The organism is Verrucomicrobiia bacterium, from assembly GCA_035577545.1.
In the GTDB taxonomy this organism is placed as follows: Bacteria; Verrucomicrobiota; Verrucomicrobiia; order Palsa-1439; family Palsa-1439; genus Palsa-1439.
In genome coordinates this window covers 58854-74589 of sequence record DATLVI010000011.1, presented here as the reverse complement: position 1 = coordinate 74589, position 15736 = coordinate 58854, and the positions used below count along the sequence as shown (strand labels likewise).

Here is a 15736-nt window from a genome sequence, read left to right as displayed (position 1 = left end):
CGAAAACTCCCGGCAAGCGCCCGTCACATCGTCTCGCCGAGCCAATCGACTGTTTCGGTGATGACCCGGGTTTCCCAGATATGCTTATTGAACGTGTGGTCGGCCCCGGGAATGATCACTTTCTTGACCACACGCTTGTGCGCCTGTAACACGCGCTCGTACATGTCCCCGTGCAGCGCAGGGACGGTTTGATCCTTCGAGCCATGGACGATGAGGACAGGGCACGCGGATTTCACCACTTCGCGCAGCGGACGCATATCGGCAAATTGGCGGATGAAGGCCACGCCAACGAGATTGCCATCGTGATCCGTAATGCCGGTTTCCGCCAGCGAGGAGACGGCCTCGGGCGTGGACAATTCATCCAGAATACCCTCGCCTTCCGCCACGGGGGCAATCAGCACAAGCGATTTGACGCGGTGTTTCTCGCGGGCCGCGACGTGGGCTGCGACCGCGCCGCCCATGCTGAGCCCGATGAGCGCGAGGCGGCGCGAGTTGACGCGCTTATGCCGCGCGAGAAACTTGATCGCCTCCAGCGAATCGGCCACTTCCGACCGGATCGTCATGTCTTCGAAATCGCCGGCGCTGTCACCAGACCCCCGAAAATCGAAACGCAGGCTGGCGATGCCATGCTCCGCCAGAGCGCGCGAAATCTTCACAAACATGCGGTGGGGTTCGACCTTCGTTCCTGTGAATCCATGGAGCAACAACGCGGCGGGAAAACGGCCCTGCCCTTCCGGTAAATGCAGCATCCCGACCACCTGCTGGCCCTTGGATTCAAAAACGACGGGTGTTTCCATGCCGCGCGATAGTAGAAGCGGCCAAAGTCATTGTCAACGCGCCGCTCCGCCGCTACAGTCAACCACCATGCCCATTCAGTGCGACTATCACATGCACACGCCCCTGTGCAAACATGCGGCGGGACCGATGGAGGACTACGTCCAGCGCGGCATTGAACTCGGCCTGCGCGAAATCGGCTTTTCCGACCATAATCCCCTGCCCGGCGGTCGCAGCAGCAATGTGCGCATGGCGGAAGAGGAACTCGACTACTACGTCGAGCGCGTGACGGAGCTGCGCTTTCGTTACCGCGGGAAGATCGACGTGATGCTCGGCCTGGAAATGGATTACCTCGAAGGCCTCGAAGATTATTTGGCGCAACAACTCACCCGGCATCCGTGGGATTATGTGATTGGATCGATCCACTTTCTCGATAACGCCTGCCGCGAGTCATCGTGGCCGCGCCAGCACGCCGGCGACGGTCACAATCTTTACACCCGCTATTTCGAACGCGTCCGCCAGCTGGCGCGCAGCGGCCTGTGTGACGTCGTCGCGCATCTTGACGTGGTGAAACGCTCCGGTCACCTGCCCGGCGCGCGCGAGGCCGAAGACATCACCCGCACGCTCCAGGAAATCAAGGCGGCGGGAATCTGCCTGGAGATCAACACCTCGGGGTATCGCCATTCCGAACTGCCCGAGCCGCAACCGTATCCGATGCTCCCCATCGTCGAGGAAGCGCTGGCGCTGGGCATCCCGCTGACAGTCAACTCCGATGCGCACGCGCCGGATCAAGTTGGCCTCAAGTTCCGCGAGGTTGAGACGTTCCTGAAGCGGAAGAATTGCCGGCAGCTGGCGAAGTTCGATCGACGCAAGCGCGAGTTGTACGCGTTATAGGTTTTATTCATCCCTCAGTTTTTCGTAACACTGTTTGCAAAAGATCCAAATGCCCCGCCCGGAGTCGGTAGTCCAGCACAACTCCCCAATGTAAACGTGCGCATTGCAGAAACTACAGTGTTCGTGATCCCATCCTTTTTTCTCTCGTTCAAAGAATGACTCATAACCCTTTGAAAAATGCCAGGGCACCTTCGCGTTATGACCACCGGGAACAGGGAACCAGCGTTGTTGACCTGAACGCTTCAGAACTTCTCCCACTTCGGTTGATGGATCCTGTCCTTCGGGAACAAAAACTACGGCGGCGTCTGTGCCAGGAAACTTATACTCCTCAAGCATCGCCTTCGTAAACGTGTCTAGTGGTGGCGCGCTCATTTTGTTAGGCACTCTTTTAAGATGAGATCGCCGACTGGCTCTTGCGGGCTGCGACATCGCTGCGCCACGAGAGAATGAGGTACAAACCCACGCCGATGCAAATCGCGCTATCGGCGACGTTGAACGCGGGCCAGTGGTATTGGCCGACATAGAAGTAAAGGAAATCCGTCACATGATGGACGCGCACGCGGTCAATTAGATTGCCGATGATCCCGCCCGTAATCAGCCCCAGCGCGACACGCGAACCCGGGCGATTCAGTTGAAAGGCGTGACGAAAAAGATACATGCCCAGGAGTGCCAGCAGCGAGACGACGGCCAGCACCAGATTACAGTCCTTGAGGATGCTCCACGCGGTACCGGTGTTGGGCCAATTGACGAGGCTAAAGAAACCGCTGATCACAACGCGAATCTCTTCCTCGCTGAGGGAGCGCACCACGAGCCACTTCGTCACTTGATCGAGCACAGCCACCGTCACGGCGATGAGCGCGACCCATTGCATGGCTCGTCCCGACGTTACTCCTCGGACTCCTCTGCCTCGCCGCCGTCTTCGTCGGCGCCCTCGGTGAACATCGGCCCTTGTGGCGCCGGCCGACGATGGTCTTTCTCGATGTCGGACTGGCAGTTCACACACAGGCGCGCAAACGGCACCGCTTCCAGCCGCGCCTTCATGATGTTCTTCTCGCAGTTGCCGCAAACGCCGTATGTGCTGTGCTCAAGCCGTTTGAGCGCCTCTTCAATTTCATACAGCGCTTCCTGTTCGTTCGAGACGAGGCTCAACGCGAACTCGCGGTCAAAATTATCGCTGCCCGCGTCCGCCATGTGCAGGCTGTAGCCGCTCAATTCACCCGAGGCCTCCCGCTGCGTGCGTTTGAGGTTGTCGCTGGCCAGAAAATTCACGCCGTCAATGAGATGATCGCGCAAATCGAGCAGCAGCTTCTTGAACTTCGTCGCGTCATCCTTGGAAAGTTTCAACGTCTTCGCCGGGCGATTCTCTTCCGCGGCAAGCGCCGCCTCCGCCGCCCGCTTCTTCGCTTCGGCCTTCGATACCTTCTCTTTCGGCGCTGCCTTGGCTTTCGAAATTGTCCCCATGGTTCCCTTTTTCGCAATCGCTTTCGGTTTGTCGGCCTTGATTTTCCTGGCTTGTTTCTTCATAAACTTCTTTGATCCCACGGCATTTTTTATGCCCGCTGTTTCACGACTTCCGCGCACCGCCCGCACAATTCCGGATGCCCCGCGTCCGCGCCCACATCTTCCGTCCACCGCCAGCACCGCACGCATTTGCTGCCGGAAGCCGGGCTGACTTTCACGCGCAGTTCGCCACCCGTCGTTCCCGCCACCCGAACCTGCGACACAATCAACACCGTCTCCAGCACCGACCCGAGTTTTTCCAACAATTCGCGCGTCGCTTCGTTGTTCGCCTCAATTTCAACCTGCGCTTCGAGCGACTTCCCAATTGTCTTGCTCTGCCGCGCCTTCTCCAGCTCCAGCGAGGCGACCCGCCGGACTTCCAACAAACGTTCCCAGCGCGTTTCCAGCTCCGCGTCGCGCCGCTCCGCGTCCGCCACCGGAAACTTCGCCAAATGCACCGACTCCGTTTCCCGTCCCGACAGGCAATTCCATACTTCATCCGCCGTGAACGGCAGGATCGGCGCCAGCACCTTCGCCAACACCGCCACCGTCTCAAAAATGGCGGTCTGCGCCGACCGTCGCTCCGCCGAATTGGGCGCAAGCGTATACAACGGGTCTTTCATTACGTCAACGTAAAAGGACGAGATTTCCACTGCGCAGAACGCGTTCACCAAATGGTAGACCCGGTGAAACTCCAGGTTCTCGTACGCCTCGGTCAAATCAGCGACCAGCGCCTGCAAACGCGACACAAGCCAGCGGTCAATTCCCGCCAGTTTTTCGTGCGGCACCGCGTGCTTCGCGGGGTCGAAATCATAGAGGTTCGCCAACAGGATCCGTAGCGTGTTGCGCACCTTGCGATACGTTTCGGAGACGCGCTCAAAAATCTCTTCCGACAACGGCACGTCTCCCTGGTAGTCCTCCGAGACCACCCAAAGCCGCAACACATCCGCCCCGTAGCGCTTCACGTACTCTTCCGAGTTCGCCGGCTTGCCGGCCGACTTCGAGATCTTCTGCTTCTTCCCGGTTTCCGCAACCTGCACCACGAGAAACCCGTGAGTCGCCACCGACCGGAACGGCGCCGCACCGTTGCCCGCCACCGACATCAGGAGCGACGACTGGAACCAACCGCGATGCTGGTCGCTGCCTTCCAAATACAAGTCCGCCTGCCAGGGCAGCTGTTTCGTATCGGCCACCGTGTGCTTCAGTTCCGGCCGCCGCATCAACACCGCCCGCGACGACGAGCCGGAGTCAATCCACACGTCGAGCGTATCGTGGGATTTGGTGACTGCCTCGGGGCCTTTCCACTCCTTCGGCTTTAGCGCCGTCCACAGTTCCGCGACGGATTTTTCAAACCACACATTCGAGCCGTGCTTCTCAACCAAGTCGGCCGCGTTGCGGACAATCTGCGCGTCGAGAATTGGTCCGCCCTGCGCATCATAAAACGCCGGGATCGGTACGCCCCACGCGCGTTGCCGCGAGATGCACCAATCCGGCCGCTGCTCGACCGTGGCCGCGATGCGGTTCTCGCCCCACTTCGGCACCCACTTCACCTTGCGCACTTCTTCGAGGGCGCGTTGCCGCAGATTGAGGTGATCGAGCGCGACGAACCACTGCTCCATCGCGCGAAAGATGATCGGGTTCTTGCATCGCCAGCAATGCGGATACGAATGCGAAACCTCCGCGTATCCCGCCAGCGCCCCGATGGACTGGAGATGGTCGACAATGGCCTTGTTCGCCTTGAACACGAATTGACCCGCGAATTGCCCCGCCTCTTTCGTGAAGACACCGCCGTCATCGACCGGTGCGAGCGTTTCCAGTCCATACTTCTGGCCGATCTCGTAGTCTTCCGCACCGTGACCCGGCGCCGTGTGTACCAAACCCGTGCCTTGCTCCAACGTCACATACGGCGAAATTACAAAAGGCGAATCGCGATCGATAAACGGATGACGCGTGACCAGCCCTTCCAGCTCGTCCACCGGAACTTTCTGTTGGACCACCAACTCAACCCCGCTCGCCTGCGCCACCCGCTCGACGAGTCCTTCCGCCAGGATCCACGTCTCACCGTTGGGCGCTTTCACGCGGACATACGTCAGATCCGGCTTCACCGCAATCGCCAGATTGGCCGGCAACGTCCACGGCGTCGTCGTCCAGATGACCGCAAATTCCTTGTCCTTCCCTTTTACCGGAAACTTCACATACACCGATGGTGAAGTGTGGTCGGCATACTCGACTTCAGCCTCCGCCAGCGCCGTGCGACACGTTGCGCACCAGTAGATCGGCTTCTTCCCGCGATAAACGAAACCCTTTTCCACAACGTCCGCGAACAGCCGCAGTTCGTCCGCCTCGTATTCCTTGTTGAGCGTCAGGTACGGATGATCCCAGTCCCCGAGCACCCCGAGCCGCTTGAATTGCGTCCGCTGGATGTCGATGTACTTGCGCGCATAAGTGTCACACGCCGCACGGATCGTCGCCGGATCTGCCGTGGTATTGCCCGCCTTGCGCATGTCCTGGGTGACCTTGAATTCGATGGGCAACCCGTGGCAGTCCCAACCGGGAACGTACGGCGCGCAGTGGCCACTCATCGTCTTGTACTTCACCACGACATCCTTGAGCGTCTTATTGAGCACATGGCCGACATGCACATCACCGTTGGCAAACGGCGGCCCGTCGTGCAGTACAAAGAGCGGCGCACCTGCACGCGATGCCATGATCTTCTCGTAAAGCCCAGCAGAATCCCACCGCGCCAACATCTCCGGCTCGCGCACCGGCAGGTTGGCCTTCATCGGGAAGTCCGTCTGCGGAAGGTTCAGCGTGTCTTTGTAATTTGCCTGGGTTTCAGTCATGTACGCCCCGCCGAGAGCGGGCAAAAGTATCACGCACCGAGGGCCGTGTCAACGAGGGCGCCACGTCCGACCACCCTGAATCCATTTCGGACGCAAACGTGGCAGGAACGTCACCGTCGCGAACATGTCATCGGTTGTCCTCATCGTGTCGTACGCATTATTATTCTTTGGGAGCGCGAGCCTCCCGGCGAGCCGTGCCCCTCCCCGGTCTGTCATCCCGACCAACAACCACACGCCTCCACCATTCCAACGACCCGCACCCCATAGCGTTAGCGTCCTGTTGTCTCTGCTCGCTCTGCCAACGTGGGAGGGACGTTCCCGTCGCGACTCCCATTTGGCTTCATTTTGTAGTTTCCGCGTCAATCAACCCTTTAACCCCCTGAAAATGGGTTCGTTTTCCAAAACGAACCCATTTGCAAACCGACCTCTGCAAACCCCCAACAAATTCAGCCACCGCATGATACAGAGAAATTCCCTCAAAAATAAAATGGGTTCGTTTCGCAGAAACATATATAGGCCCCCTTCCTCCCCGCCGCTCGTGGTGGGGGCAGCTTGGCCTTCGACTCGTCCGCCATAGCCTTAGCGACGGCGGAAGCCCTGTCGAAGGCGGATAGCCGCGCTTGGCAAGCGCGGTTCTGACCCCGGTAAACGTCCATTCATAATTCACATGTTGACCATACACAACCCATCATGCCATGTCGAGTAGAATTATCGATTTGCGATATACACTCACTCACCAGGACTGACGTTGTAGCTGCGCTTCTATGAGCCGAGTCGGACGAGACGCCGCGATGTAGTTGTCGCGGCAACCGCAGATCTGATGGAAAGAAGGCACTAATCTCGCGGCCGTGCCCTACGGCGTAATATCAAACCGATAGAACCCCTGCGGCTGCAACGCCCCGCCGAAGTTGGTCAGTGTCAACAGCGCCCCAATGCTGTTGGTCACCGATACGCCGGGGACATTCACCCAGTTTGTAGGGTTCATCGAACTGCTAACCTGTAATTGATATATTTCGGCCGCTATGGACGGGATATTGAAAACGATATTCGTGCCCGACAACTGGACTCCAGTAATTTGATTGATCGGATACGGTGCCGGGTTGAGAGGAACGGTCAGTCTGAACACCGTTCCGTAGTTGTTCGTCCCTCCTGCCGTGGTTGTCCCATAGAAACTGCCGTCGCGACCCTGCACCAGCCCGGCATCTGGCGTACGTCCATCGTTGGCGGAGCCGATAAAGGAGTAAACGATCGTGTAGTTGCCGCTGGGACTGATCCGAAATACGATGCCGGCATTGTTTGTCCCGCCATTTTCGGTTGTCCCGTAGAAATTGCCATCGCTGCCCTGCATTGGCGCGGCTGACGGATAGTATCCATCGTTGGGAGGGCCGACAAAGGAGTAAAGATTCGTATAGGTGCCGTTGGGACCGATCCGAAACACGGTGCCGCAGCCGCCGGAACAATTGGTACTCGCCCCGCCGTAATACGTCGTCCCGTAGAAATTACCGTCGCTGCCCTGCGCCAGCCCGGCAAATGGCCCATATCCATCGGTGGGGGAGCTGCCAAACGAGTACAGAGTCGTGTAGGTGCCGCTGGGACTGATCTGAAACACGGTGCCGCATCCGATGGAGCAATTGGTGCTCGCCCCGCCGAAATAGGTCGTCCCATAGAAATTGCCGTCACTGCCCTGTACCAGCCCGGCATATGGTCTGGCCCCATCGGCGGGGTGGCTGCCGAAGGAGTACAGATTCGTATGAGTGCCGCCTGGACTAACCCGAAACACGGTGCCAGCGTTGTTCGCCCCACCAAATTCGGTCGTCCCGTAGAAACTACCGTCGTGGCCCTGCACTAGTCCCCAAGGATTGCTTCCACTATTGGAGGAGTTGGCAAAGAAGTAAAGTGTCGTGTAGCTGCCGCTGGGACTGATCCGAAACACTGTGCCGCATCCGCTGCCGTTACAATAGACACCCGTCCCCCCGTAATAGGTCGTCCCGTAGAAATTGCCGTCGCTGCCCTGCACCAGCTCGGCCCCTGGACCATCCCCATCAATGGGATAGCCGGCGAACGAGTAAAGAGTCGTAGAGGTGCCGCTAGGAGTTATCCGAAATACGCTGCCAACGCTGCTCGACCCTCCCAAGTAGGTTGTCCCGTAGAAATTACCATCGCGGCCCTGTACTAGCTTGGCAGATGGATCTCGCCCGTCATCGGTGGGGTAGCCGATAAAGGAATGAAGCATCGTTTCTGTCTGTGCGTCGGCATTGAAAGCTCGACCCGTCAAAACCACCAGACCTAATGTGATGATAAGATGGAGCGTTTTCCCCGTAGATAGCCCGACATAAATCGATTTGTTCATTGCCGACGCTCCTCCTTGAGGCGTTGCTAGACGCGCTTCCTAGCTGAGCGAGTTTAGCAATCCGGCAAAGATAAGTCGAACCTTTCCGTCCCGCGCAAAAGGATGGGTTACTGCCTCGGCTTCGCCGCCATCTTCTTGAAGAACTCCGTCGCCCGTTCCTGGATCTCGGCAGTCGTCAATTCCTCCTTGTGCGTCGCGATCCACCAGGCATTTTCCGCTACGTCCTTCACGCAAGCGCTGCGGTCCCCATAGAACATATCGACCGGTTCGTTCACGGACACCCCGCCCGCCGCGACCGCCTGCTTGTACGTGGCGTCAACGTCGGCAACATAAAGATAGAGCATCGAAGGCTGCGGTTTCCACGGGCTTTGCGGTTCACCAATCATCAGGATCGAATCCCCAATGCGCACCTGCGCATGAAGAATCGTGCCATTGGGTCGCGCGATTTTCGCCCGCTCCACTGCACCAAACGCCTGCTTCAAAAACTCAATCAACCGCCCGACATCTGGAACCAGCAGGTAAGGAGTGATCGAGTGACAATCTTCGGGGATTGGTTTGGCCTTCATGCTCTGCTGTTCTGCGCCTCGCACCCCAAAAAATCAAGCCGTGAAATGAGTCCGCTTCCCTGGCCTGTTTTCATTTCAGTTGTGCTTTCGTGTCCTTCGCGTCTTCTTCGTGCCATTCGTGCCTTCCACTTCCCGCTTTCATTCCGTTTCGGTTGTGCTAGCCTTTCGCATCATGAACTCAAAAGCACGCTACGCTTCTCTGTTGGTTGTTTTCGGATCGGTTCTCGCGACCACCCTCTTCGCGCAAACGCCAAGGGTCGATTTTCCACAGGCCAGTCCCACCGCCACCCTCAAGCAACACGTCGGTCTCACCGATGTCGAGATCACCTACTCCCGGCCCAGCGTCAAGGGACGAAAAATTTACGGCGGCCTCGTTCCTTACGGCGAGGTGTGGCGCACGGGCGCGAACGCCTCGACAAAGATTTCCTTCTCGACCCCCGTCAAACTCAATGGCCACGAGGTTCCCGCGGGCAAATACTCCCTCTTCACCATCCCCGGCGAGGACGAGTGGACGATCATCATCTCGAAGAACACCAACAGTTTTGGGGCCTTCGGGTACAAGCCCGACGAGGATCTGGTGCGCTTTAAAAGCACGCCCAAGAAACTTACGGACACAAGCATTGAGACCTTCGTGATCGAATTCAACCATATCCGGGACGAATCCGCCGTCATCAATCTGGTTTGGGACAAGACCGTCGTCCCCATCAACCTCGAACTGGATGTTGTGGGCAAAGTAGTGTCACAAATCGACGCCGCCATGGCCTCGACGAACAAGCCGCAAGCGCAATTCTGTTTCCAAGCCGCGACGTTCTACTTCAATCACGACCTCGACCAGAAGAAAGCCCTCGCGTGGCTGAATACCGGCCTCGCCGACAAACCTCGCATCGCTTACGAATTGCTCAACCTGAAGGCCAAGATTCTCGCGAAACAGGGAGACAAGGAAGGCGCGCTCGCCGCCGCTAAAGAGTCCAGTGAACTAGCCATCAAGGCCGAAGGCGCCAACAGTTCGTGGGTCAAACTGAATAATGACGTGATCGCCAGCCTCCAAACAAAACCGTAATCCAAGTTCATCCAACGCAGGGGAGCCAGCATGAACCAATTCAAGTCCACGCTTCTAATCGCCGCCGTCGTCCTCAGCGCCTCGCCGCTCATGGCCCAGCAAAAACGCGTCAGCCCGCACGACACCATCAGCACCGTCATCGACGGCAATCGGGTCACGATTGTTTACGGGCGTCCTTACACCAAGGACCATAAGACCGGCGAAGTCCGCAAAATCTGGGGCGGCTTGGTGCCCTATGGCAAGATTTGGCGTACCGGGTCCGACGAAGCCACGCTCCTCATCACGCAAAAACCGATCGCCTTCGGCGAGACGACAATCCCCGCGGGTGCCTACACGCTCTGGACTCTTCCGAATGAAGACGGTACAGCCAAGCTGGTCATCAATAAACAGATCGGCCAATGGGGCGCCACTTATGGGGATTCGAAGGAGATCTATAATGAGTCCCTCGACGTGGCGCGCATCGATCTGAAGAAAGACGCCCTCGACAAGCCCGTCGATCAATTCACGATGGCGATTGAGAAGAATCCGTCCGGCGGTGGTCTACTAAAGATGATGTGGGAGAACACCCAGTTCTCGGTACCGTTCACGGTCAAAAAATAACCGGGCTTGCGGATTTTTCGGTCGATCAGTATCGCGCATGAATGTAAGAATTCGATTCCTGGCCACACTTGCGTGCGCGTCAGCCTGTCTTTCCTCCACCGCCCGCGCCGCCGACTCGCAGTCGGCCTCGGCAATTCTGCAGGAACTCCGTAGTTTTCGCGAGATGGGCAGCGTCCTTTACATCGCTGCCCATCCCGACGACGAAAACACCCGTTTCATCGCCTATCTCTCACGCGGTCGGGGCTACCGCACCGGCTATCTTTCCATCACGCGCGGCGACGGTGGTCAAAACCTGATCGGCCCCGAGCTGGGCGCCGAACTCGGCGTGGTGCGCACCCAGGAGTTGCTCGCCGCCCGCCGTATCGATGGCGGCCAGCAGTTCTTCACCCGCGCCCTCGACTTCGGTTTTTCCAAGGACTACAAGGAAACGTTCCGCATCTGGGACCGCCAACAAGTGCTCGCCGACGTCGTCCGTGTCATCCGCGAATTCCGACCCGATGTCGTCATCACGCGTTTCTCCACCGAACCCGGCAACACGCACGGCCACCACACCGCGTCTGCCATTCTTGCGCTCGAAGCTTTCAAACTCGCCGGCGATACCAATGCTTTCCCCGAACAACTCGGAACATTGAAGCCCTGGCAACCGAAGCGCATTCTCTGGAATGGTTTCCCGAGAGGATTCGGAGGCCGCGGTACCGACAGCGGAACCAACACGCCTCCCGGCCTGCAACTCGACATCGGCGGTTACAATCCCCTCCTCGGCGAATCCTACGGCGAAATTGCCGCTAGAAGCCGCTCCATGCACAAGTCCCAGGGCTTCGGTAGCGTCGGCACACGCGGGAACGCGAACGAATCCTTTCAACTTCTCGACGGCGCGCCCGCCACCAATGATATCCTCGATGGCGTCGATACAACCTGGAACCGCATCCCCGATGGCGCAGATGTAGGCGCATTGGCTGATGATGTCATCGCGCGGTTCAACCCGCAGAATCCCGCCGCCAGTGTCCCGGCCTTGCTGACATTGCGAAAACGCCTCGCCGCCCTGCCCCCGGACAGCGTCATCGATTACAAGCGCCGCCAACTCGACCACATCTTGCAGGGCTGCCTCGGCCTGTATGTCGAAACGACGATTCCGGTGGCCGAAGCCGTGCCCGGCGAAACACTGAAAATGCGTCACAGCGCAATCGTGCGGACCGATTTCCCGGTGCGCTGGACCGCTGTTCGTTATCCGGACGGCACCGACGAACTTGCCACCAACGACAACCTGAAACCCAACCAGCCCGTAAACCATGAATCGTCCCGTCCGTTACCGGCCAGCACCCTATTAAGCCAACCCTATTGGTTGCGCGAGGAAGGCACGATCGGAATGTTCCGCGTGAATGATCCTTCACTCATCGGACGCCCCGAAAATCCGCCATCGTTTCCGGTGGAATTCGTTTTCGAGATCGACGGCCAAACGTTGGTCATCCCGGACGAACCCGTGCAAGTCATCGGCGATCGCGTGAAAGGCGAGGTTCGACAGCGTCTGGAAGTCATCCCGCCTGTTTCCCTCAACTTCCCCGAAGACCTCGCGTTGTTCGCCCCAGGCACCGCCAAGCCGGTAGCTGTAGAAGTCACCTCCGCCCGCGCCGGCGCGACCGGCACCCTTCATCTGGACACGCCCGCGAACTGGAAAGTAACACCCGCGTCGTACACTTTCTCCCTGACCAACTACAATGAGACTGCGCGTTTCACTTTCACCATCACCGCCCCGACGAACGCTACAACCGCAAAGATTCTGGCCGCCGCAGAGATTGACGGAAAGACCTACAACAATCGGCGCGTCGAGATTCGCCACGACCACATCCCGGCACTCTTGCTGCAGCCGCCCGCACAGTTCAAGGCGCTGAGCATCGATCTGGCGATTCGCGGCCACCAAGTTGGCTACCTGCCGGGCGCCGGCGACTCTGTCGCCGACTGTATCCAACGCATGGGATATGCGGTTACGCTTCTGACGGGTGCGGACCTGACCGCCGACCGCCTCCGCGCCTTCGATGCGGTGGTCATTGGCATTCGAGCTTTCAACACGCGCACGGATCTAACCCCAAATCTCCCCGGCCTCTTCGCCTACGTCGAAGGCGGCGGCAACGTCATCGTCCAATACAATACCTCCGATGGTTTGCAGAACACGCGTCTCGCACCTTACAATTTGAAACTCTCGCACGACCGCGTCACGGACGAAAACGCGCCAATGACGTTGCTCGTGCCCGATCATCCGGCATTTACGACTCCGAACCGCATCGGCCCCGCCGATTTTGATGGTTGGGTGCAGGAGCGCGGACTGTATTTCGCGAGCGAATGGGATGACCATTTCACACCGCTCCTTGCCTGCAACGACCCCGGTGAATCGCCTAAGAAAGGGAGCCTCCTCGTCGCGCATTATGGTAAGGGCTGGTTTGTTTACACCGGGCTGTCCTGGTTCCGTGAGTTGCCGGAGGGCGTGCCCGGCGCCTACCGTCTCTTCGCCAATCTGATCTCACTCGGGAAATGAAGCCGCTGGACGACAAAGCGACCGGCCTCCCCTGTTTCAACTCCTGGCGCGCTGTTTACATCTTCGTTTTCGTCTCCTTCGTCATTTGGGTGGGGCTCCTCGTCGCGCTGACGGTCACATTCTCATGAGCCCGCTCGATTTCGTAGTCCTCATCGGCAGCATGGTGGGAATCGCCGTCTATGGCATGTGGCGCACGCGCGGTCGCCAGAACCTGAGTGCCTACCTGAAGGGTGACCCGAACGTGCGCTGGACTGCCATCGGCATCTCAGTCATGGCCACCCAGGCCAGCGCCATCACGTTCATCTCCACTCCCGGTCAGGGCTTTCAGGACGGCCTGGGTTTCGTGCAAAACTACTTCGGGATGCCTCTCGCCCTCATCATCATCGCAGCGGTATTCCTGCCGATGTACCGACGCTTGAATGTTTATACCGCCTATGAATTTCTCGGCCACCGCTTTGACACCAAGACCCGTCTGCTGGGGGCAGCTCTCTTCCTCTTACAGCGCGGGCTCGCCGCTGGAATTACCATCTACGCGCCCGCCATCATCCTCTCCACCATGCTGGGTTGGCGATTGGACCTCACCATTGTCCTCAGCGGGCTGCTCGTTATCATTTATACCGTCTCCGGTGGCAGCGAGGCGGTCACCCTCACCCAGAAATACCAGTTGGCCGTGATCTTCGGCGGAATGGTGACAGCCTTTGTCGTCTTGCTGGCAAGATTGCCTGCGAACCTCTCGCTGACCGATGCCCTCACCGTGGCCGGCGGCTTCAACAAACTTCACGCGGTGGATTTCTCGCTCAATGTCAAACAACGCTACACGTTCTGGTCCGGGTTGCTCGGCGGCCTCTTCCTGTCCCTGTCGTACTTCGGCACCGACCAATCCCAGGTGCAGCGCTATCTTTCGGGCGCGTCGTTGCGCGAGAGCCGGCTCGGCCTGATGTTCAATGCCGTGTTCAAAATCCCTATGCAGTTTTTCATCCTGCTATTGGGCGTCCTGGTCTTTGTCTTTTACCAGTTCGAGCGTCCGCCGGTTTTTTTCAACCAGGCTGCCTGGAACTCGGGCATCAAGGATGACTCGGGAGACCATCTGCATTCCCTGGAACAAAGATTTGCCGCGATCCACGTCGAAAAAGAGCGACTGATTCACACCTGGCTAGATGCCCGGCACGCCGGCAACCTCAAAGCCGAAGCCGAGGCTCGCGGGCAGGCGCTGGCGGCGCTTGATCGCAGCGAAGCCCTGCGCACCGAGGCCAGGACAACCCTGCTGGCCGTGGATCCACAGGCGAAAAGCAACGACGCCGATTACGTGTTCATCACCTTTGTCCTGCATCAGCTGCCGCACGGTGTGATCGGGTTGTTGGTGGCCGCCTTCTTCGCCGCCGCCTTGTCGTCGAAAGCCGCCGAACTCAATGCGCTCGGGTCGACGACCACCATCGATTTTTATCGACACGTCATCAAGCGGGAAGCGACCGACGCTCATTATGTGACCGCCTCGAAATGGTTCACCCTCCTTTGGGGTCTGGTTGCCCTCGCCTTTGCGCTTTTCGCAAACCTGGCGGAGAACCTGATTCAAGCCGTCAACATCGTAGGGTCGGTCTTTTATGGCGTGGTCCTCGCGCTGTTCCTGGTGGCGTTCTTTCTCCGATGGGTCGGCGGCACCGCGATCTTTTGGGCGGCGCTGGCGGCCCAAACGCTGGTTTTCATCCTCTATTTTTCGCTCGGCATCAGCTATCTCTGGTACAACTTTATTGGCTGCGCCGCCTGCGTGCTGTTCAGCCTGCTCCTCCAGGCCGCGCTCGGTCCCACAAATCCGCCGGCAAAAGCACTGGCCACGTCATGAGCGCGTCGCCCATCATTTGCTTCGGCCAGCAGCCGTGCGGGTTCTTCCCGAAACGATTCCTCGTTGCGAAAATCCAGACCGCCCGGCGACTGCAAGCCGAGATCGGCGGCGAAATCGTGTTCTTCTACCACGACAGCGACCACGACCCGCGCGAGACGAAGACTCTACTGCGTCATCGTAAAACTGGTGAACCGGCCCAACTCAATTTCACCTTCGAGAACAGACTCCAACGTAAATTCTCCCCGCTCTACCTCAAACGCATTCCCGTCGACTGGCACGCGCACACTGTGCTTCAACTACCCAATTACGTTGAGCGCCGCTTCATCGAAATCTTCCGGGAAACTTCCGCCGGCAATGCGGCTGACTTTTGTCTGGAGATGTACCGCCAATTGAAACTGCTCGACGGCCTCCGCGTGGTGCGCTCAAGCGACTCCATGCTACGGCGCGCGGCGCGTGACGTCGAAGAGTTCTTCGTCGATGTGCCCCACGAGGGTGAAATCGTGCGCGCTCGTTGCAACGATGGCGCCTTCCAACTTCACGAGGGTGGAGATCGTTTCGTAACGCTACCGGCGACAAGTTTCACCAAGGAGCAAGTCAGTCCGACGCGCGATACCCGTCTCCGCTGGATGCAATCCGTTGTCCACTGCACCCATTACATCTCCGGTGCCGGCGAACAGGACTATCTGCACACGGATGAAACGCCGGAGATTACCTTCGTGAAACGTGATAATATTGACCGTTCCGATGAAGCCTACACCGAAATCCCATCGTAATTTGCC

General features: G+C 58.5%; 14 protein-coding genes. 7 read left to right on the top strand and 7 right to left on the bottom strand.

The window, feature by feature from the left end; genetic code table 11:
* Positions 1-23: 23 nt before the first annotated feature.
* A complete protein-coding gene (locus VNL17_04135) occupies positions 24-797 on the bottom strand; it encodes an alpha/beta fold hydrolase (protein ID HXI83263.1) in 774 nt (257 codons plus the stop codon).
* Positions 798-864: 67 nt separating this feature from the next.
* On the opposite strand from VNL17_04135, the gene VNL17_04130 reads away from it, so the two are divergent.
* A complete protein-coding gene (locus VNL17_04130) occupies positions 865-1668 on the top strand; it encodes a histidinol-phosphatase (GenBank protein ID HXI83262.1) in 804 nt (267 codons plus the stop codon).
* Positions 1669-1671: 3 nt separating this feature from the next.
* Here the strand turns inward: VNL17_04130 and VNL17_04125 are convergent, their stop codons facing one another.
* The 6 genes from VNL17_04125 to VNL17_04100 all read right to left on the bottom strand — a co-directional run bounded on the left by VNL17_04125 (position 1672) and on the right by VNL17_04100 (position 8927).
* Entirely contained in the window at positions 1672-2040 is a 369-nt protein-coding gene (locus VNL17_04125; GenBank protein ID HXI83261.1) for a hypothetical protein, read from the bottom strand.
* Positions 2041-2056: 16 nt separating this feature from the next.
* Positions 2057-2539, bottom strand: a complete 483-nt coding sequence (lspA, locus tag VNL17_04120) for a signal peptidase II (GenBank protein HXI83260.1) — start codon at positions 2537-2539, stop codon at positions 2057-2059.
* Positions 2540-2553: 14 nt separating this feature from the next.
* Positions 2554-3192, bottom strand: coding sequence for a TraR/DksA C4-type zinc finger protein (locus tag VNL17_04115; GenBank protein ID HXI83259.1), 639 nt, complete (start codon positions 3190-3192; stop codon positions 2554-2556).
* 26 nt (positions 3193-3218) lie between these two features.
* On the bottom strand, positions 3219-6011 hold the full coding sequence (gene ileS / locus VNL17_04110; protein ID HXI83258.1) for an isoleucine--tRNA ligase: 2793 nt from the start codon (positions 6009-6011) through the stop codon (positions 3219-3221).
* A gap of 853 nt (positions 6012-6864) precedes the next feature.
* The gene (locus VNL17_04105) at positions 6865-8361 is read right to left on the bottom strand and encodes a choice-of-anchor tandem repeat GloVer-containing protein (protein ID HXI83257.1); all 1497 of its coding nucleotides are present in this window, start codon (positions 8359-8361) and stop codon (positions 6865-6867) included.
* A 107-nt stretch (positions 8362-8468) separates the two neighbouring features.
* On the bottom strand, positions 8469-8927 hold the full coding sequence (locus tag VNL17_04100) for a VOC family protein (GenBank protein HXI83256.1): 459 nt from the start codon (positions 8925-8927) through the stop codon (positions 8469-8471).
* 172 nt (positions 8928-9099) lie between these two features.
* Between VNL17_04100 and VNL17_04095 the strand changes: the two genes are divergently transcribed.
* From VNL17_04095 to VNL17_04070, 6 genes are read left to right on the top strand one after another with little or no spacing between them, the layout of a single operon-like run.
* The gene (locus VNL17_04095) at positions 9100-9987 is read left to right on the top strand and encodes a DUF2911 domain-containing protein (GenBank protein HXI83255.1); all 888 of its coding nucleotides are present in this window, start codon (positions 9100-9102) and stop codon (positions 9985-9987) included.
* A gap of 30 nt (positions 9988-10017) precedes the next feature.
* Positions 10018-10587, top strand: a complete 570-nt coding sequence (locus tag VNL17_04090) for a DUF2911 domain-containing protein (GenBank protein ID HXI83254.1) — start codon at positions 10018-10020, stop codon at positions 10585-10587.
* 37 nt (positions 10588-10624) lie between these two features.
* A complete protein-coding gene (locus tag VNL17_04085; protein HXI83253.1) occupies positions 10625-13117 on the top strand; it encodes a PIG-L family deacetylase in 2493 nt (830 codons plus the stop codon).
* On the top strand, positions 13114-13245 hold the full coding sequence (locus tag VNL17_04080) for a hypothetical protein (protein HXI83252.1): 132 nt from the start codon (positions 13114-13116) through the stop codon (positions 13243-13245). Before VNL17_04085 ends, VNL17_04080 begins: the two co-directional genes overlap by 4 nt.
* Positions 13242-14957, top strand: a complete 1716-nt coding sequence (locus tag VNL17_04075) for a sodium:solute symporter (protein HXI83251.1) — start codon at positions 13242-13244, stop codon at positions 14955-14957. The genes VNL17_04080 and VNL17_04075 overlap by 4 nt, the downstream gene beginning before the upstream one ends.
* Positions 14954-15730 (top strand): hypothetical protein, encoded by a 777-nt coding sequence (locus VNL17_04070; GenBank protein ID HXI83250.1) that lies wholly within the window; start codon positions 14954-14956, stop codon positions 15728-15730. Before VNL17_04075 ends, VNL17_04070 begins: the two co-directional genes overlap by 4 nt.
* Positions 15731-15736: the final 6 nt, after the last annotated feature.